We start from the raw sequence: 17918 nt of genomic DNA, 5'->3' as shown, positions 1-17918 counted from the left end.
CCTTCACCAACCCTTCTGAGTGAGCTTGCATGCTGCCTGACCGCCGCCGGCTTCGTACCGCAGCCCTGCGCCGCCGGCTTCTCGCCGGTGTCGGAGCAGTGGCGCTGGTCGCCTCGGGCGGCGCGGCCTACGCCCAGCAAGCGTCTTCCGCGCCCGCCCAGCCCGGTCCTGACGGACTGGCTCCCGACGCGGTCTATCTGGAGGCCGATTCGACCATCCGGACAGGCGACACCCTGACCGCGACCAGCAACGGCGAGGAACGCGTGCTGGCCCGTTTCCGCAACACGACCCTGCGGGCCGGTGAATTCAGGTACGACCTGAACCTCGGCGTGGCCAGCGCGCGTGACCGGGTCGAGTTCACCGACGATGCGGGCAATCAGGTCTTCGCCAGCCAACTCCAGCTGGATTCCGAGCTGCGGGCGGGTGTCGCGGTCGATTTCGCGACCCGATTCCGGAACGGCGCCAGCCTGATGGCCGCCACGGCGGTGCGTCGCGGCGAGAACCTGAACGAGCTCAACTACGCGATCTTCACGCCGTGCCCGATCTGCGACACGGACGGGTCGCCGAAGCAGCCCAGCATCTCCATCCAGGCGGAAAAAGTCGTACAGGACGAGAGCCTGCGCGCCATCCTGTACCGGAACGCGGTGTTCCGCATCGGCGGCGTGCCGGTCTTCTATATGCCGGTCTTCTCGCACCCGGACCCGACCGTCGACCGCGCCTCAGGCTTCCTGGTTCCCGTGCCCAGCTACGATGAAGGTCGCGGCTACAGCCTCGAGGTGCCCTATCTTCAGGTGATCTCGCCGTCCGAGGACTGGCTGATCAGCCCGCAGTTCAACACTGACGTAGCCCCCTTCCTGAATCTGCAATGGCGTCGCCGGTTCAGTGACGGGACCATCGTCCTGCGCGGCGGCTACACCTATGAGCGCAACTTCGGCGATGAGCCCTTCGGCGACCGGACGAACCGCAGCTACTTCCTCGGCCACGGTGATTTCGATCCCGAGGGTCCCTGGCGCTGGGGCTTCACCGCCGAGCGCACCTCCGACAAGACGCTGTTCGACCGCTACGACGTGCGCGATCCGTATCAGGACAATGGTCTGTATTACGGCGACCAGCGCCGGCTGATCTCGCAGCTTTACGCCGAGCGCCAGACCGAACGATCCTACCTGTCGGTCGCGGCGTTCAGCATCCAGAGCCTTCGGGTGAAGGAATTCGACTTCGCCAATCCGGCCCTGAACATCTTTGAGAGCGACGGAGAGCTTCCGCTTGTCGCCCCGCTGATCGAGGCGCGCTGGGAGCCGGATGGCCCGGTCTTCGGCGGTCGTCTGCGTTTGCGGGGTTCGGCCGTGGCATTGTCGCGTGACGACTATATCGGCAGCCCCGTTTTGCGGCCCGAGATCATCCCCGCTGTCCCGACGATCGGCTATCCCGGCGTGGATACACGCCGCGTGACCGGTCAGGCCGAATGGCGTCGGACCATGATCACCTCGGCGGGACTCCGGTTCGAGCCGTTTATCGACGTGCGCGCCGACCTCTATTCGATCAGCGACCTGCCGCCGATGATGGGGGTTGAAGGCGGCACGATCACCCGCAGCCGGGCAACCGCGGGCGTGGACGTCTCCTTCCCTCTGATCCGCCGCATCGGCGCCGGGGCCGACCTGATTCTCGAACCGATGGCCCAGCTGTCGATCTCGACCGATCCGGACTATGACTCCCGCATCCCGAACGAGGACAGCCCCGCGCTGGAGCTCGACGAGAGCTCGCTGTTCCGCGTCGATCGCTTCCCCGGCTATGACCAGCTGGAAGGCGGAATGCGCTTCACCACCGGCGGTCGGGCGACCCTCCGCTGGGGCGACGGTCGTCAGGCCAGCCTGTTCGTGGGCCGCAGCTTCCGTGAAGAAGCCGACACCGCCTTCCTCACCCCCGTTCCCGGCGGAGCGCCCGGACAGCTGTATGATCCCAGCGGCCTGTCAGCCGATACCTCCGACTGGGTGGTTCAGGGCAGCTTCTCCCCGTCAGACCGTATCCGCGGCTGGGCGCACGCGACGATCGACTCATCCGGCGACGTCCGCCGTGCTGAAGTCGCCGTCGATGGCCGCTGGGGCCGTCGCAATCTGGCGACCCTCAGCTATGTGGTGGACCGCTCCAATCCGCTCGCGAGCGCCGACAGCCGTAACTACGAATTCGTTCAGCTCGCCGGTCAGCAGTTCATCTACGGCAACTGGGGCATCGCCGCTTCAGGCATCGCCGACATGGAACGGAACCTGATCACCCGCTCGGAAGTCGGCCTCCTGTTCGACGACGATTGCTTCCGCTTCGAGCTGGGGTGGCGCAGAGACAACACACAGGTCCGCCCCAGTGGTCCTTCGGAGGGTATCTATATCCGCCTAAACCTCGCCACTTTCGGCGGTACAGGGTAAGGACAGGGCGACGGGCGCTGACCGACGCGCGACTCGGGCTGCGCGATGCGTGCAATCCCCGCGGTCGAACCGGCGGCGCCGCATGAGGAACCAGGACTGAAATGCGTTTGCAGCGTTATTTGACGGGCGTGGCCATGGCCGCCCTGCTGGCCGGGTCGGCCGTAGCCCAGACCGCTCCGGGACAAGCTCCCGCCGCCGCGGGCACGCTGAACCCCGCCGCCGGACAAGCCCCGCCGGCCGCTCCGGCGGCAGCGCCGCAGTTCCAGATGGCCGATGGCATTCTGGCCACTGTCAATGACAGCGTCATCACGGGCTATGACCTGCGCCAGCGCATGCTGCTGCTCATCGCCATGACGCAGGTCCAGCCGACGCCCGAAAACATCCCGGCGATCCAGCAGCAGGCGATGAACGCGTTGATTGACGAACGCCTGCAGAGTCAGGAGCTCGCCAAGTACGAAGAACTCGTCGTCAGCGATGAAGAAGTTGATCGCGAAATCGCGTCCATGGCGCAGGAGGTCGGCACCAGCGGCGAGAACTACCTCCAGTACCTCGCGCAGGGCGGCATCCGTCCCCAGACCTTCCGCGAACAACTGCGCACCCAGATCGGCTGGTCGCAACTGGTCGGCGGGCGCTTCCAGAGCCGCGCCCGCGTCAGCCGGGCGGCGGTCGACGCCGCTCTTCGCCAGATCAACGAAGCCGCGACCAAGAAGCAGTATCTGATCGGCGAGATCTACATCGAAGCCAGCCGCGTCGGCGGGCAGCAGGCGGCGCTCAACGGCGCCAACCAGCTGGTGTCCCAGATGGTGCAGGGCGCGCCCTTCCAGGCGGTCGCCCAGCAGTTCTCCGCCGCGCCGTCGGCTACCCGCGGGGGTGACGCCGGCTGGGTCGTCGAAGGCACCGTCCAGCCCAACCTCCAGACCGCGCTGGATCAACTGGCGCCCGGACAGCTGTCGCGTCCGATCCCGGTCGAAGGCGGTGTCTATATCGTTTACATGCGCGACAAGCGTGACGGCGCTTCGGCCAGCCTGGTGTCGATGAAACAGGTGATGGTCGAACTGCCGGAGACCGCCACCGAAGCCGAGGTGACGGCCGCCACGCAACGTCTGGAGGCCATTCGTGGCCAGCTGACCTGCGACAACATCCTGACCCGCGCCCGCTCCGAGCAGGGCCTGCTTGGCGCTGATCTGGGCGAAACCGACGTCCAGAACCTGGCCCCGCAGTTCCAGCAAGTCGCCCGCTCGGCCGAGATCGGCTCGATCAGTTCGCCGGTTCGCACGCCGCTGGGCATTCACCTGCTGGCCGTGTGCGGTCGTCGGGTCGGCGGAACCGAAGTTCCGGACGCCCGCACCGTCGAAAACCAGCTGTTCCGTCAGAACATCGCCACCCTGGGCCGCCGTTATATGCGCGACCTGCGTGACGACGCCCTGATCGAGTACAAGAACTGATGACGCCTCCGTCCGCCCCGCTGGCGCTCTCGATGGGGGAGCCGGCGGGCGTCGGGCCGGAGATCATCGCCAAGGCGTGGGCCGCCCTGAAAGCCGACGGCCCGGTCTTCGCCGCGATCGGCGACGCCGCCCTGCTGCGTGCGCAAGGCCAACCGGTCCAGTCCATTCCCGACATCAGCGAAGCGCCCGGCGTGTTCGCCCGCGCCATTCCGGTGCTGGACCAGCCTCTGCCCGGTCCGGTGACGCCCGGCGCTCCGAGCCCGATCAACGCCGGGCCGGTCGCCGACTGGATCGAACAGGCTGTCAATCTGGTCCTGTCCGGCGGAGCCTCGGGCGTCGTCACCGCCCCGATCGCCAAGGCGCCGCTCTATGCCGCCGGCTTCCGCTTTCCGGGCCATACCGAGTTCATCGCCGAGCTGACCGCAGACATCCCGTTCGGCGGCACACGGGGGCCGGTCATGATGCTGACGGCGCGCGACCTGCGCGCCTGTCTGGTAACCATCCATTCGCCGCTGGCCGAGGTTCCCGAACTGGTCACCGCCGAGCGCATCCAGCGCGCCGCCCGCGTGGTCCACGAGTCGATGAAACGCGACTTCGGCATCGCCCGCCCCCGGTTGGCCGTCGCGGGCCTGAACCCACACGCGGGCGAAGGCGGGGCCTTGGGGCTGGAGGAGATCGAGATCATCGCCCCCGCGCTGGAGGCCCTGCGCGAGGAAGGCCTGATCATCGCCGGCCCCCTGCCCGCCGACACCATGTTCCACGAAGAGGCGCGCGCCACCTATGACGCCGCCATCTGCCTGTATCACGACCAAGCCCTGATCCCGGTGAAGACGCTGGACTTCTGGGGCGGGGTCAATGCGACGCTGGGCCTACCGGTGGTGCGCACATCGCCGGACCACGGCACGGGTTTCGAGATCGCCGGCAAGAACCTCGCCCGCCCGGACAGCCTGATCGCGGCGATCCGGCTGGCCGGGGTGATGGCGGCGGCGCGCGCGGTGCGCTAGTCAGCGTTCGTGACCACTGACCTCACCCTCCGCGAACATCTCGACGCCCACGGGCTCTCCGCCAAGAAGAGCTTCGGCCAGCACTTCCTGCTGGACCTGAACGTCACCCGGAAGATCGTGCGCTTCGCCGGACCGTTCGAGGGACGTCCGGTGGTCGAGGTCGGTCCCGGTCCCGGCGGCCTGACGCGGGCGCTGCTGGAGAGCGACGCGGGCAAGGTGGTGCTGGTCGAGAAGGACCCGCGTTTCATTCCCCTGCTCAATGAACTCGACGACGGCGCCGGACGGCTGACCGTGGTTGAGGCCGATGCGCTGAACGTGCGTGAGGACCAGTTGGTCGAGGGACCGGCGCATCTGGTGTCCAACCTGCCCTACAACGTCGGCACGCCGCTGCTGATCAAGTGGCTGACCGGACCGTGGACGCCCGCCTCCCTGACGCTGATGTTCCAGAAGGAGGTGGCCGAGCGGGTCGTGGCCAAGCCGGGCGAGGACGCCTATGGCCGTCTGGCCGTGATCTCGCAGGCGGTGGCCGAGGCTAGGCTGGTGATGCATCTGCCCGCCGCTGCCTTCACCCCGCCGCCGAAGGTGGCCAGCGCCGTGGTGCATCTGGTCCCGCGCGAGGATCGGCCGGGCAAAGCCCTGCTGAAGGCGCTGGAGCGGGTCACCGCCGCCGCCTTCGGCCAGCGCCGCAAGATGCTGCGCTCCAGCCTGAAGCAGCTGGGCGGCGCGGAGCTGTGCGAGGCCGCCGGGATTTCGCCGGAAGACCGGGCCGAGGTGATCAGCCTTGAAGGCTTCCTGCGACTGGCCCGCGCCTTCGCCGGACAGGCGCAGCCGACAGCCCCGACGGACGGCGGCGCGCCCCTGATGCGACGCAAGCGGACCTGACGTGACCGCCGACATTGACCCGTTCCGCGCCATCGGCATCAGCCGTCTGGCCCACACCCTGAAGGCCGAGGGACGGTCGATCATCCATATGGAGTTCGGCCAGCCGTCCACCGGCGCCCCGCCCGCCGCCATCGCCGAGGCGCATCGGGTGCTGGACACGGACGCCATGGGGTACTGGGAGAGCACGCCCCTGCGCGAGCGGATCGCCCGGCTGTACGACGAGCGTTACGGGGCGACGGTCAAGCCGGATAACGTCCTGATCACCAACGGGGCCTCGCCCGCCCTCGTGCTGGCCCTCAACGCGGCGTTCGCGCCCGGCGACCGGATCGCCCTGGCCCGGCCCGGCTATGTCGCCTACCGGAACACCCTGAAGGCCCTGCACATGGTCCCGGTCGAGATCGACTGCGGCCCCGAGGTGCGGTTCCAGCTGACCGCCGGGGCCGTGGCGGCGCTCGATCCGGCGCCCGCGGGCCTGATCGTGGCCAGCCCGGCCAATCCGACCGGCACCATCATCGCCGAACACGAGCAGGCCGCCATCGCCGCGGTCTGCGCGGAGCGGGGCATCCGGATCATCTCGGACGAGATCTATCACGGGCTCAGCTACGTCGGGCCAACGTCGTCGATGCTGTCGTTCGCCCCGAACGCCTTTGTGATCAACAGCTTCTCCAAATACTGGAGCATGGCGGGGTGGCGGCTGGGGTGGCTGGTGGCGCCGGACGACAGTGTCGCCGCCTGTCGCGCCCGCATCGGCAATCTGTTCCTGACCGCGCCCTCGCTGGCCCAGCACGCGGGGCTGGCGGCGATGGATGAGACCGAAGTGCTGGAAGGCTACGTCGCCACCTATGCCCGCAATCGCGAGCGGATGTTGGCGGCCCTGCCCGCCCTGGGCCTGCGCTCCATCGCGCCGCCGGACGGCGCCTTCTACATCTGGGCTGACATCGGCCACCTGACCGACGACAGCCTGTCCTTCTGCGAGCAGTTGCTGCGCGACACCGGGGTGGCGACGGCCCCGGGGGTGGACTTCGACCCGGTCCAAGGAAAGCGCTTCATGCGCTTCAGCTTCGCCGTATCGACCGCGGAGGTCGAGGAGGCGCTGAGGCGGATGGAGGCGTGGTTCGTCTCACGATAGCCGATGGGAGGCGGCGTTCGCCCCCTCCCCTTCCCGGCGACCTATTCCCGCGTCACCGTCAGCCCTCGGGCCGTCAGCATCTGCTGCAGGCTGTCGTCGCCCGCCAGGTGTGCGGCGCCCACGGCCATGAAGCTGACGCCCGAACCCTGCATCAGGGTCTGGATCTGGCTCGCCCAGTCGGCGTTGCGGCGGACGAGGAAGATCTGGTGGGCCTCCTCGGAGATGGCCCGGCCATTCTCGCGGGCGAAGTCGGCCATCACGGACACATCCCCGGACGCCCAGCCGGCGACGGCGCGGTCCAGATCGGCGGGGGACCGGTCCCGTGTCGCCAGATAGTGGCGCAGATAGACCCGCTGGCCCTCATCGCTCATCCGGGCCAACCCGCCGATCTGCTGACCTATGGTTTCCAGCCCGCGCACCGGCTTTCCCGCGGCCTCGGCGCGACCGCGCAGGTTCAGCTCGACCGCCAGACCCGGGTCGAAACCCGCCGCCCTCAGCGGGGCGCTGGAGATCATCACAGCGGCGAGCCACGGACGCATCGGGTCGATCTGGGCCGGAGACACGCCCGCTGCGGTCGCCGCCGAATCAAGCCGGGCCTTCTCCTCCGGGGTCAGCCAGCTGGACAGGGGGCGATCCGGCGACAGGCCGCACTGCTGGACCAGCGGACCGATCTCGCTTTGGTCCTCCGGGTTGGTGACTTCGAGCCATAGCTCCGAGGCGCTGTCGAAGGCGGCGTCGACCTTGTCCGAGCCCCAGGCCGTGCCGGGCTTCAGCATATGGACGGTTCCGAACAGATAGACGGTGGAGTCGGCGTCGCGGACCGCCCAAAGGGCGGGGCCGTCGCCGGCGGCGCGGGCGACGGGGGCCGGGGCAGCCTGACTAGGAGCCTCGGCGGCATGGGCCGGGACGGCGAGCAGGACGGTCCCGGCGGCGAGCCCGATCAGAAGACCGGCGGCGGCGGATTCAAGGCGTGAGGCGGCGCGCCCCAGAGCGATCTGGAGGTTCATTATCGTCTTCCTTTTCAAGATGTTGGGGTGAGGTCGCGAGGGCCCTGTCAGCCGGTTCCGTGATCAGTCATGACAAGCTCCCGCGTCGTTTTGACAAGCAAGCTTTACCAAAACGGCCAGAAGAACGTCAAGCATCTTTTACATCGAGACAAAGAAACTTTCCAACACCAGCATCTCGGCTCGCGCACCGCCGGAGCGGGCCTGCGAGGGAACAGCTTGATCAGGTCTTGGGCGGCCGCGGCCCATGGGCCGCAAGCAAAAGGGGCCGATGCGTCAGAAAAGGTCGTATGGGCTGATGGCCTTGAGGTGGCTTCCCATTCACGCCTCCGGGCGGACGGTCAGAGCGACGGTGTCCCGGCAATGGAGGCCAGAGGCTCAGCCCCCGCCGCAGGAACGTCGCGCGCCTTCCTCTCGCTGTAGCGGTCAACGAGGTGATCGGCACGGCCTCGGGTCAGCAGGGTGAATTTGTAGAGCTCTTCCATCACATCGACGAGCCGGTCGTAGTAGGACGAGGGCAGCATCCGACCGTTGTCGTCGAACTCGTTATAGGCCTTGGCGACCGACGACTGGTTGGGGATCGTGATCATCCGCATCCACCGGCCCAGCACGCGAAGCTGGTTGACGGTGTTGAACGACTGCGACCCCGCGTTCACCTGCATAACGGCGAGCGTGCGGCCCTGCGTCGGCCGGACGCCTCCGCTTTCGAGGGGGAGCCAGTCGATCTGCGACTTGAAGATGCCCGTCATGGCGCCGTGGCGTTCGGGGCTGCACCAGACGTGGCCCTCTGACCAGATCGACGCCTCGCGCAGTTCCTGAACCTTGGGGTGGTCAGGCTCGGCGTCGTCGGGTTGCGGCAGGCCGCGCGGATCGAAGATGCGGGTCTCGGCTCCGAAGCGCCGCAAAAGGCGGTCCGCCTCCTCGACCAGCAACCGGCTGTAGGAGCGTTCGCGCAGCGACCCGTAGAGCAGCAGGAAGCGTGGCGGATGGTCGAAGGCGATGGGCTCCGACCGGTCCAGCGTCGGATGGTCCAGAAACTCGGGCGCAAGGGCGGGGAAATCGGTCATGGCTTTCCCATGCCACATATTTCGTCTATTCGTGAAGTATGGAATCGAAGTCAGCCATTGATGCCTTGGCCGCCCTTGCCCACGAGGGGCGACTGGCGATCTTCCGCACCCTTGTTCGCGCCGGGCCTGACGGCCTGGCGGCAGGCAGGCTGGGTCAGGCTGTCAGCATGGCGGGCAGCACGCTGTCCAACAATCTGACCGTCCTGACGCGGGCCGGGCTGGCGACCTCCACCCGCGACGGTCGCTCGATCATCTACACCGCCGACTATGGCCGGATGACCGATCTGCTCGCCTTCCTGCTGGAGGATTGCTGCGAAGGGTCGCCGAATATCTGCACCCCGCTGGGCGACGTGATCGCCAGGGCCATGTGCTGTCCGCCACAGGTGCGCGTGTGACGCTCAATCGCCTGAACCCCACCGAGCCGACATGGTCGGAGTTTCTATCTGCCCTGACAGACGCGGGTCTGCCGGTCGATGATCTGAGCGATGAGGGTCAGTTCTTCTTTGTCAGCGATGCGGGCGTCTTCGGCGGTTTCACCCTTCGCGGACCCCACGCCATGCTGCGCTCCCTCGTGGCGCCAACGTCCGTGCGGGGCCGAGGCGAAGGCCGCCGCATGGTTGAGGTCCTGTGCAACCAAGCCGCCGAAAACGACGCCTCGCAGGTCTGGCTGCTGACGACCGACGCCGCCGATTTCTTCGCCTCCTGCGGCTTCGAGCGCGCCTCGCGCGATGACGCTCCGCAAATCCTGCGGACGACGCGCCAATTCGCGAACCTCTGCCCCGCAAGCGCGACGCTCATGCATCTCACAGTGGTCGCCTGATGTCGGTGTTTGAACGCTACCTGTCGCTGTGGGTGCTGTTGTGCATCATCGTCGGCGTCGCGCTCGGCGCGCTGGCGCCTGACGCCTTCGCCGCGCTCGGCGCAATGGAAGTGGCGTCGATCAACCTGCCGGTCGCCGGGCTGGTCTGGCTGATGATCATTCCGATGCTGCTGAAGGTCGACTTCTCCGCCCTGGCGCAAGTCGGGCGGCACTGGCGCGGGATCGGCGTCACCCTTCTCGTGAACTGGGCGGTGAAGCCGTTTTCGATGGCCTTGCTGGCCTGGCTGTTCCTGTCGGTCTGGTTCCGGCCCTGGCTGCCGGCGGCCGAGATCGACAGCTACATCGCCGGGCTGATCCTGCTGGCGGCGGCGCCCTGCACGGCCATGGTGTTCGTGTGGAGCCACCTGACCCGGGGCGACGCGAACTTCACCCTGTCACAGGTGGCCCTGAACGACGCGATCATGATCGTGGCGTTCGCGCCGGTCGTCGGCCTGCTGCTCGGGCTGTCGGCCATCACCGTGCCCTGGGTCACGCTGGCCCTGTCGGTGCTGCTCTACATCGTGGCGCCGGTCATGATCGCCCAGATGATGCGGAGCCTGACCCTGACGCGGGGGGGAGATGCGCTCGAGCGTGTTCTGGCGGTTCTTCAACCCGCCTCCATCGTGGCCCTTCTGGCGACCCTGGTGCTGCTCTTCGGCTTCCAGGGGGAGAAGCTGCTGGCCCAGCCGTTGGTCATCTGTCTTTTGGCCATACCGATCCTGATCCAGGTCTATTTCAACTCCGGGCTGGCCTATCTGCTGAACCGGTTGTCGGGCGAGCAGCACAGCGTGGCCGGGCCGTCCGCCCTGATCGGCGCCAGCAACTTTTTTGAACTGGCGGTGGCGGCGGCGATCAGCCTGTTCGGCATCCAGTCCGGGGCCGCGCTGGCGACGGTCGTGGGGGTGTTGATCGAGGTGCCGGTGATGCTCTCTGTCGTGGCCATCGTGAACCGGACAAGGCCCTGGTATGAAACCGGCGCGGCTGTGCGGCGCGTCCAGCAGAAAAACGTTCGATGACCGTCACCATCTACCACAACCCGAGTTGCGGCACGTCCCGCAACACGCTGGCCATGATCCGGGCCTCCGGCGAGGAACCGGTCGTCGTCGAGTATCTGGAGACCGGCTGGTCGCCCGATCTGCTGCGGTCGCTGGCCGCACAGATCGGCCAGCCGCTGCGGGCTCTTGTTCGGGAAAAAGGCACTCCGGCCGGTGAAGTGGGCCTGCTCGACGCGGACGTCACCGAGGACCGAATCCTCGCCGCCATGATCGAGCATCCGATCATCGTGAACCGCCCCATCGTGGTGACGCCGAGGGGCGCAAGGCTCTGTCGCCCGTCGGAAGCGGTGCTTGATCTGCTGGAACGCCCCGTGACGACATTCACCAAGGAAGACGGCGAGGTCATCGCCCCGATCCGGAGGCGTGACTGAAGGGCCCCTGCCCCTCGCGCCTTCCCTTCCCTTCCCTTCCCTTCCCTTCCCTTCCCTTCCCTTCCCTTCCGTTCGGTCAGCCCGCTAACACTGCTCCCAAAGTCGAGGGAGAAAGCCATGACCGAGCGCCTGAGCATCGATTTCAAGGACGGCGTCGCCGACGTTCGTCTGAACCGGCCCGACAAGCTGAACGCGCTGGACATGCCGATGCTGGAGGCGCTGGCCGGGGCGCCCGCGCGGCTGGCGGCGCTGGCTGGGCTGCGGGCCGTGGTGCTGTCGGGCGAAGGGCGCGGGTTCTGCGCCGGGCTGGACATGGAGACGATGACCGGGCTGGCCGGGGCGGGTCTGGACATCATCACCCGCACTCATGGTCTGGCGAATCTGTTCCAGCAGACCGGCTGGGGCTGGCGCACCCTGCCCGCGCCGGTGATCGCGGCGGGCCACGGGATCGTCTTCGGCGGCGGGCTGCAGATTTTCTCCGGCGCAGACATCCGCATCGCCCGGCCCGACACGCGGTTGTCGGTCATGGAGATGAAATGGGGTCTGGTGCCCGATATGGCCGGCTATGCCCTGTGGCGCGGTCTGGTGAGGGACGACGTGCTCCGTGAGCTGATCTACACCGCGCGCGAATTCAGCGGGGAAAAGGCCGTGGATCTTGGCTTCGTCACCCGGCTGGCCGACGATCCCCATGCCGAAGCCCTGACGCTGGCGCGGGAGATCGCGGCTCGCAATCCGGACGCCGTTCGCGGCGCCAAGCGTCTGGCCAATCTGGCGCGTGATGCTGACGCGGACGCGATCCTGCAGGCCGAGGCTCGCGAACAGGCCGCCCTGATCGCCACCCCCAATCAGGTGGAGGCGGTGATGGCGAATCTGCAGAAGCGCCCGCCGAACTTCGCGGACTGACCCCGACGCCGGCGCGGCTCAGGCGCAGTCGTCGCCCGGCATCGGCTTGAACACCTTGCGATAGACGTTGCAGTCCGCCGCCAGAACCATTCCGCTACGCCACTGTGCCGACCCGTCCAGCGTGTGCGCGAAACCCAACATCACATTCGGTCGCTCCAGACGGCGCGAGCCGCCGAGATCGCGGATCAGCCGGTTGATTTCTTCGGGCGGCAGCAGCACCAGCTTGCTGGCGAGCACGGTGTTGTAGGTCGCCGGCAGAACCCGGTAGTCGAACGACTCCGACGGGTTTTCGAAACCGGGATCCGAAATGCGCAGATACTCCCGATTGAACCTCTGCAAGGTGATGTGCTCACCATTGCCAGTCTGCATGACCTGATCGAAATAGCGGTCCGGCCGGGTCAGATAGTCTTTCAGTTCAGCCTTGGTCATGCCGGTCGCGCCTTTGAGCAGCATGTCCAGCAGTTCAGCCTTCATCTGCCGGATCGGCTCCAGCAGCCAGTCAGGCGTGATCGCGTCGATGATGTCGCCGACAACCGCGATGGTCAGCCCGACAAAGGTCGGAAGTCCCGCCATCGAGAGAATGTGCCGGGTCGAATAGTCGGTCAGGATCTGATCCGCCTTCTCGGTGTCCGCCTTGCGCTCAGGGTTGAAGAACAGCGCAACGGCCACTTCGTGGCTCACCTGCGGCCACAGGCGCAGTCCGTCGTCGATGTCGTCGCGCCAGCGTTCCTTGTAGGTGGTCTGCAGGCCGTTCGCGGCCACATAGGCGGCCAGCTCGGCGGCGAGCGCCACGTTGGAACAGCTCCAGTCCGTCCAGGCGCAGTTGGCGATCCGCCGCTGGAGGTCCGCCTTGTGGTCGTAATAGGCCCGGATGTCCGCGTCGAGATTGGCCCGCAGGGTCGAGAACAGACGGGGGACGGACATGTTGGTGCTGGAACTGGCCCGGGGCAACAGGCCGTCCAGCGCGGTCCCGGGACGCGCATCAATCATGGTCGAATAGATGCGCTCATGCACGGGCAGGATGTTGGCGCTGAAAAAGTCGCCCGTCAGTTCGCCGGCAGGCAGCCGCTTGTCGATATAGCCCTCCAGCACAATGTGACGGACCGCATTGTCGGGCGGATTGAGCGTAAAGGGCGCGCCGGAGAAATGGTTGATGAAGGTATGGCCGTACATGTCGCCGGCGGCATGGGTCAGGAAGCCGAGCCGGAAGGCATGATGCCAGTTATCTCCTTCAAAGCCGCCCCACACATGCTCCAGCCAGGCATTCGAGCCATCGGCGATGCCGCTGTCGGCCGGGTCGGGGTGAATGACCTGCTGCCCCGTCAGGATGTCCGGATAGGCGTCGGGCCCCAGAACGCCCGCCCGGTACTGCTGTCGCCCGTACAGCAGCGCGTTTCGCGTCCGGTCCTCGACCCTGTAGCGGCGAACCTCTCCGGTCGCGAGAATGGTGATGTCGACATAGCCGTCGTCGAGCGCGTCCCTGGCGGCGATTTCCGCGAAGTAGACGTGCGACGTGGGCTTCCACGCCGCCGCGGCGGTCGGGAGCATAACCGCCACGATCCCCAGCGCGGCGGCGGTGAAGCGCGTGATGCGCGTGATGCGCGAGCGGGTGAACATGATGGATCTCCGAACAAAGCGCCCCTCGCACGCATTCGGAATTCAGCCGAAAGTTGCGATACCTTCGTTATGGATGATCTCTTTTAGGAGGAATCGTCAACCTGATGGCTCTTTCAGGTTGTGGATACGTTCGCGCGGCTCGGTCCTGCCGGAGCGAGCGGCGGGCTGAGGGCGCAACGATGTTCGGCGCTTAAACCGCTTCGTTCAGCAGGGCGTTGCGGTAGCCGTCGACCCAGAGGTTCCGGCGACGGCGGCTGCGTTCGGCATGGTAGATGTGGGCCAGTTCGGCGTAGCTGCGGTCGAAGTCGTCGTTGACGAAGACGTAGTCAAACACGTCGCAGTGCTCGATCTCGCCCTTGGCGTTCTTGATGCGGCGCTCGATCACCTCCTCGGCGTCCTGCGAGCGGGTCACCAGACGGCGGCGCAGTTCCTCAAGGCTGGGCGGCAGGATGAAGACGCGAACCGCGTCTTCCGGGCATTTCTCGGCGATGTCGCGGGCGCCCTGCCAGTCGATGTCGAACAGCACGTCGCGGCCCTCGGCCAGGGCGCGGTCGATGGGGGCGCGCGGGCTGCCGTAACGGTTGCCGTGCACGTCGGCCCATTCCAGGAAGGCGTCCTCGTCGATCAGACGCTGGAATTCCTCGTGGCTGACGAAGTGGTAGTCACGACCCGCGACCTCGCCCGGACGGATGTCGCGGGTAGTCATGGACACCGACAGCTCCAGCCTGCCGTGGTCCGCCATCAGGCGGCGGCAGAGCGACGTCTTGCCGGCGCCCGAGGGGCTGGCGACGATCAGGAGGACGCCCCGACGGGGCGTGCGTTCATTCGACATTCTGGACCTGTTCGCGGAGCTGTTCGATGACGGCCTTGAGCTCAAGGCCGATTCCGGTGAGCGCCGTCGTAGCCGATTTCGAGCAGAGGGTGTTCGCCTCGCGCATAAATTCCTGCATCAGGAAGTCGAGTTTTCGCCCGGCGGGGGGTTGCTGCAACAGGGCGCGGGCCGAGGCGACGTGGGCGGTCAGGCGATCAAGCTCCTCGCGCACGTCCGCCTTGGTCGCCAGCGCGGCGGCTTCGAGGAAGATGCGATCCTCAAGGCCGGGCGCATCGGGCGCCAGCTCGGTGATGCGGCGGGTGAAACGGTCGCGAATGGCCTCGACCTGGGCGACAGCTTCCTGTTCGGCGTCGGCGACCAGCTGTTCGATGCGGTCGATGAAGCCGGTGATGACGGGCAGGAGTTGCTCGCCTTCCCGCTCGCGCGAAGCTTTGAGGGTGTCGAGGGCGGCGTCGATGGAGGCGGCGATCTTCGCCTCTACGGCGGTGCGAGCCTCGGCGTCGTCCTCATCCTCGGGGGCTTCCAGAACGCCGCGCAGGGCCAGCAGACCGTCGGCGGAAGGCGGGACCGCGCCGTCTTCGGCGAGTCGGTTGGCCAGCTGGAGATAGCGGGCCAGCACAGCTTCATTCACCTTCAGCGCGGCGGCGCCGGGGTCGGCGCGCTTGGCCTGAACGCCCAGGGCGACCTGACCGCGGTTCAGCTTCGACTGGCCGGAGGCCTTGGCCAGACGTTCGAGGTTGTCAAAGCCGGGCGGGCCGCGGAAGCGGACCTCCAGATTGCGGCCGTTGACCGAACGGGCTTCGACCGACCAGCTCCAGTCGCCTTCCGACCCGTCCGAGCGGCCGAAGCCGGTCATGCCGGAGATGCGCTTGCTCATCGGGCTGCGGCCGGTTGTTGCGGCACGCGGATGACCTGTGCGCCGGGCGGGACCTCGACGCCGGGCGGCACGCCTTCCGGTACGGCTTGCGGCACGACCGGCGCGGCGGGCTCGGGCGGCAGGCCCTGACGGCGACGCTCGATGGCGCGCCAGCGCGCGACGTTGGCCAGATGCTCGTCGTAGGTCCGGGCGAAGGCGTGGCCGCCCGTGCCGTCGGCGACGAAGAAGACGTCCTCGCTGACGGGTGGGTTCAGGACAGCGGCGATGGCGTCCCGGCCCGGATTGGCGATGGGCGTCGGGGGCAGGCCGTCAATCTGGTAGGTGTTCCAGTCGGTGTGGCGGTCGATCTCGGACCGGCGCAGGCCGCGCCCCAGCGGACGGCCCTTGGTGATGCCGTAGACGATGGTCGGATCGCTTTCGAGCCGCATCCCCATGCGCAGGCGATTGGAGAAGACCGCCGCCACGCGCGGACGCTCGGCGGCGACGCCGGTTTCCTTTTCGACGATGGAGGCGAGGATCACCGCCTCGTCCAGCGAACGGACGACGCTGTTGGGACCGCGCGTGGCCCACAGGCGGGTCAGGTTCTCGTCGCGGGCGCGCTGCATCCGGGCGATCACGGATGCGCGGGTCTCGCCGCGCGAAACCTCATAGGTATCGGGCCACAGGGTCCCTTCCTCGGGGACCTCATTGACGGCGCCGGTCAGGATCGGCTGGCGCATCAGGATGTCGACGGCCTGGGCCGAACTCCAGCCCTCGGGCAGGGTGACGTAGTGGCGCACCACCTTGCCCGAAACCAGCAGCACCAGAACCTGACGCAGGGAGGCGCCGGACGGCACCTCATATTCCCCCGCGCGCAGCTTGCGGTCCGCGCCGGTGATGCTGGCCGCGGCCTTGAACATGTCGGTCGAGCGGATGACCCCGGCCGCCTTCAGATTGGCGGCTATGGCGCTGACCCCGGCCCCGCTGGGCAGGGAGACGATGGTCGTCTCCCCCTGCCGCGCCGACGGCCCCGGGGCGTAGAAGACGCTCCACGCCGCCACCAGGGCCGCGATCAGGAACAGGCTGAAGGTCGCCGTCGCGGCCAGAAAGGCCGTCTTGCGTCCCGATGCACCCTTCTCCACCGACCGACGGAACACTCAGTCGACCTTCCTGAAGATGACCGACGCGTTGGTGCCGCCGAAGCCGAAGCTGTTGGACATCGCAACGTCAATCTTGCGCGGCTTCCCCTTGTGCGGGACCAGATCGATGGCGGTCTCTTCCTCGGGATTGTCGAGGTTGATGGTCGGCGGGGCGATCTGGTCGCGGATGGCCAGCACCGAGAACACCGACTCGATCGCGCCGGCGGCGCCCAGCAGGTGGCCCGTCATCGACTTGGTCGAGGACACCGCCAGATCCCTGGCGTGATCGCCGACCAGCTTCTCGATGGCGTGAAGCTCGATCCAGTCCGCCATGGTCGAGGTGCCGTGGGCGTTGATGTAGTCGAGGTCCGAAGGTTGCAGGTTCGCACGCTTCAGCGCCGCCTTCATGGCCCGCAGGCCGCCGTCGCCGTCCTCCGACGGGGCGGTGATGTGATAGGCGTCGCCGCTCATGCCGTAGCCCACGACCTCGGCGTAGATCTTCGCACCGCGCGCCTTGGCGTGCTCATACTCCTCCAGCACCATGATGCCGGCGCCCTCGCCCATGATGAAGCCCGCGTGGTCCTTGTCGTAGGGACGGCTGGCCTTTTCGGGTGTGTCGTTGAAGGCGGTGCACAGGGCCTTGCAGGCCAGGAAGCCGGCGATGCCGATGGGCACGACCGAGCTTTCCGCGCCGCCGCAGACCATGACGTCAGCGTCGTCCAGCGCAATCATCCGGGCCGCATCGCCGATGGCGTGGGCGCCGGTGGCGCAGGCGGTGACGACCGCGTGGTTCGGCCCCTTCAGACCGTGACGAATGGAAATCTGGCCCGACGCCAGGTTGATCAGGGCCGAGGGGATGAAGAAGGGGCTGACACGACGCGGTCCCTGCTCCTTCAGGATGATGGCCGTGTCGGCGATGGGGCCCAGGCCTCCGATGCCTGCGCCGACCATGACGCCGGTGCGTTCCTTGTCTTCCTCGCTCTCGGGCTTCCAGCCGGCGTCCGCCAGAGCCTCGTCGGCGGCGGCGATGGCGTAAACGATGAAGTCGTCGACCCGCTTGCGCTCCTTGGGCGACATGATCTTTTCGTGGTCGAAGACGCCGGGCTGACCCGCCACGCCACCGCCCCGGCCGTCCACCGACGGAATCTCGCCCGCGATGGTGCAGCCATAGCCCTCGGTATCGAAGGCGGTGATCGGCCCGATGCCGGACCGGCCTTCCACGATACCCTTCCAGCTATGCTCAACACCCCAGCCGAGCGGGGTCAGAAGGCCAAGGCCGGTAACAACGACGCGACGCATTCCTGCATCCTTCACAGTGAATCTCGCGCGAGAGAATAG

Annotated in this window: 17 protein-coding genes; 10 read left to right on the top strand and 7 right to left on the bottom strand. The window is 67.4% G+C overall.

Going from position 1 to position 17918, the window contains the following annotated elements:
* Positions 1-29 precede the first annotated feature (29 nt).
* The 5 genes from FKQ52_RS06625 (at position 30) to FKQ52_RS06605 (ending at position 6877) form a co-directional block, all read left to right on the top strand.
* The gene (locus tag FKQ52_RS06625) at positions 30-2417 is read left to right on the top strand and encodes an LPS-assembly protein LptD (protein WP_141626450.1); all 2388 of its coding nucleotides are present in this window, start codon (positions 30-32) and stop codon (positions 2415-2417) included.
* Between the two features lie 101 nt (positions 2418-2518).
* Complete coding sequence (locus FKQ52_RS06620) at positions 2519-3862, top strand: peptidylprolyl isomerase (protein WP_205750882.1); 1344 nt, start codon at positions 2519-2521, stop codon at positions 3860-3862.
* A complete protein-coding gene (gene pdxA / locus FKQ52_RS06615) occupies positions 3862-4866 on the top strand; it encodes a 4-hydroxythreonine-4-phosphate dehydrogenase PdxA (RefSeq protein ID WP_141626449.1) in 1005 nt (334 codons plus the stop codon). The genes FKQ52_RS06620 and pdxA overlap by 1 nt, the downstream gene beginning before the upstream one ends.
* Before the next feature lie 9 nt (positions 4867-4875).
* The gene (rsmA, locus tag FKQ52_RS06610; RefSeq protein ID WP_141626448.1) at positions 4876-5748 is read left to right on the top strand and encodes a 16S rRNA (adenine(1518)-N(6)/adenine(1519)-N(6))-dimethyltransferase RsmA; all 873 of its coding nucleotides are present in this window, start codon (positions 4876-4878) and stop codon (positions 5746-5748) included.
* Position 5749: 1 nt separating this feature from the next.
* Positions 5750-6877, top strand: a complete 1128-nt coding sequence (locus tag FKQ52_RS06605; RefSeq protein ID WP_141626447.1) for a pyridoxal phosphate-dependent aminotransferase — start codon at positions 5750-5752, stop codon at positions 6875-6877.
* A gap of 41 nt (positions 6878-6918) precedes the next feature.
* Here the strand turns inward: FKQ52_RS06605 and FKQ52_RS06600 are convergent, their stop codons facing one another.
* Together FKQ52_RS06600 and arsH are read right to left on the bottom strand one after the other, a co-directional pair.
* Positions 6919-7884, bottom strand: coding sequence for a TraB/GumN family protein (locus FKQ52_RS06600; protein ID WP_141626446.1), 966 nt, complete (start codon positions 7882-7884; stop codon positions 6919-6921).
* A 338-nt stretch (positions 7885-8222) separates the two neighbouring features.
* Positions 8223-8948, bottom strand: a complete 726-nt coding sequence (gene arsH, locus FKQ52_RS06595) for an arsenical resistance protein ArsH (protein ID WP_141626445.1) — start codon at positions 8946-8948, stop codon at positions 8223-8225.
* A 38-nt stretch (positions 8949-8986) separates the two neighbouring features.
* Between arsH and FKQ52_RS06590 the strand changes: the two genes are divergently transcribed.
* From FKQ52_RS06590 to FKQ52_RS06570, 5 genes are all read left to right on the top strand, one after another.
* Positions 8987-9343: a helix-turn-helix transcriptional regulator gene (locus FKQ52_RS06590; RefSeq protein WP_141626444.1), complete on the top strand. Its 357-nt coding sequence runs from the start codon at positions 8987-8989 to the stop codon at positions 9341-9343.
* Positions 9340-9768 carry a GNAT family N-acetyltransferase gene (locus FKQ52_RS06585; RefSeq protein WP_141626443.1) on the top strand — a complete coding sequence of 143 codons (429 nt, stop codon included), beginning with the start codon at positions 9340-9342 and terminating at the stop codon, positions 9766-9768. Before FKQ52_RS06590 ends, FKQ52_RS06585 begins: the two co-directional genes overlap by 4 nt.
* Positions 9768-10823: an ACR3 family arsenite efflux transporter gene (gene arsB / locus FKQ52_RS06580; RefSeq protein WP_141626442.1), complete on the top strand. Its 1056-nt coding sequence runs from the start codon at positions 9768-9770 to the stop codon at positions 10821-10823. The genes FKQ52_RS06585 and arsB overlap by 1 nt, the downstream gene beginning before the upstream one ends.
* Positions 10820-11233, top strand: coding sequence for an arsenate reductase (glutaredoxin) (gene arsC / locus FKQ52_RS06575; protein ID WP_141626441.1), 414 nt, complete (start codon positions 10820-10822; stop codon positions 11231-11233). The genes arsB and arsC overlap by 4 nt, the downstream gene beginning before the upstream one ends.
* Before the next feature lie 117 nt (positions 11234-11350).
* Positions 11351-12136, top strand: coding sequence for a crotonase/enoyl-CoA hydratase family protein (locus tag FKQ52_RS06570; RefSeq protein WP_141626440.1), 786 nt, complete (start codon positions 11351-11353; stop codon positions 12134-12136).
* An 18-nt stretch (positions 12137-12154) separates the two neighbouring features.
* Here FKQ52_RS06570 and FKQ52_RS06565 read toward each other — a convergent pair whose 3' ends face one another.
* The 5 genes from FKQ52_RS06565 to fabF form a co-directional block, all read right to left on the bottom strand.
* Complete coding sequence (locus tag FKQ52_RS06565; protein WP_141626439.1) at positions 12155-13753, bottom strand: hypothetical protein; 1599 nt, start codon at positions 13751-13753, stop codon at positions 12155-12157.
* A 190-nt stretch (positions 13754-13943) separates the two neighbouring features.
* Positions 13944-14585, bottom strand: a complete 642-nt coding sequence (gene gmk / locus FKQ52_RS06560) for a guanylate kinase (protein ID WP_141626438.1) — start codon at positions 14583-14585, stop codon at positions 13944-13946.
* Complete coding sequence (locus FKQ52_RS06555) at positions 14575-15462, bottom strand: YicC/YloC family endoribonuclease (RefSeq protein WP_141626437.1); 888 nt, start codon at positions 15460-15462, stop codon at positions 14575-14577. Before FKQ52_RS06555 ends, gmk begins: the two co-directional genes overlap by 11 nt.
* Positions 15459-16598 carry an endolytic transglycosylase MltG gene (mltG, locus tag FKQ52_RS06550; RefSeq protein WP_141626436.1) on the bottom strand — a complete coding sequence of 380 codons (1140 nt, stop codon included), beginning with the start codon at positions 16596-16598 and terminating at the stop codon, positions 15459-15461. Before mltG ends, FKQ52_RS06555 begins: the two co-directional genes overlap by 4 nt.
* Positions 16599-17879 (bottom strand): beta-ketoacyl-ACP synthase II, encoded by a 1281-nt coding sequence (gene fabF, locus FKQ52_RS06545; RefSeq protein WP_141626435.1) that lies wholly within the window; start codon positions 17877-17879, stop codon positions 16599-16601. It lies immediately after the preceding gene.
* Between the last annotated feature and the right edge of the window lie 39 nt (positions 17880-17918).

This window comes from Brevundimonas sp. M20 (genome assembly GCF_006547065.1).
GTDB lineage: Bacteria > Pseudomonadota > Alphaproteobacteria > Caulobacterales > Caulobacteraceae > Brevundimonas.
Note: the sequence above shows the minus strand (reverse complement) of the source record. Positions and strands in the feature narration are given on the sequence as shown.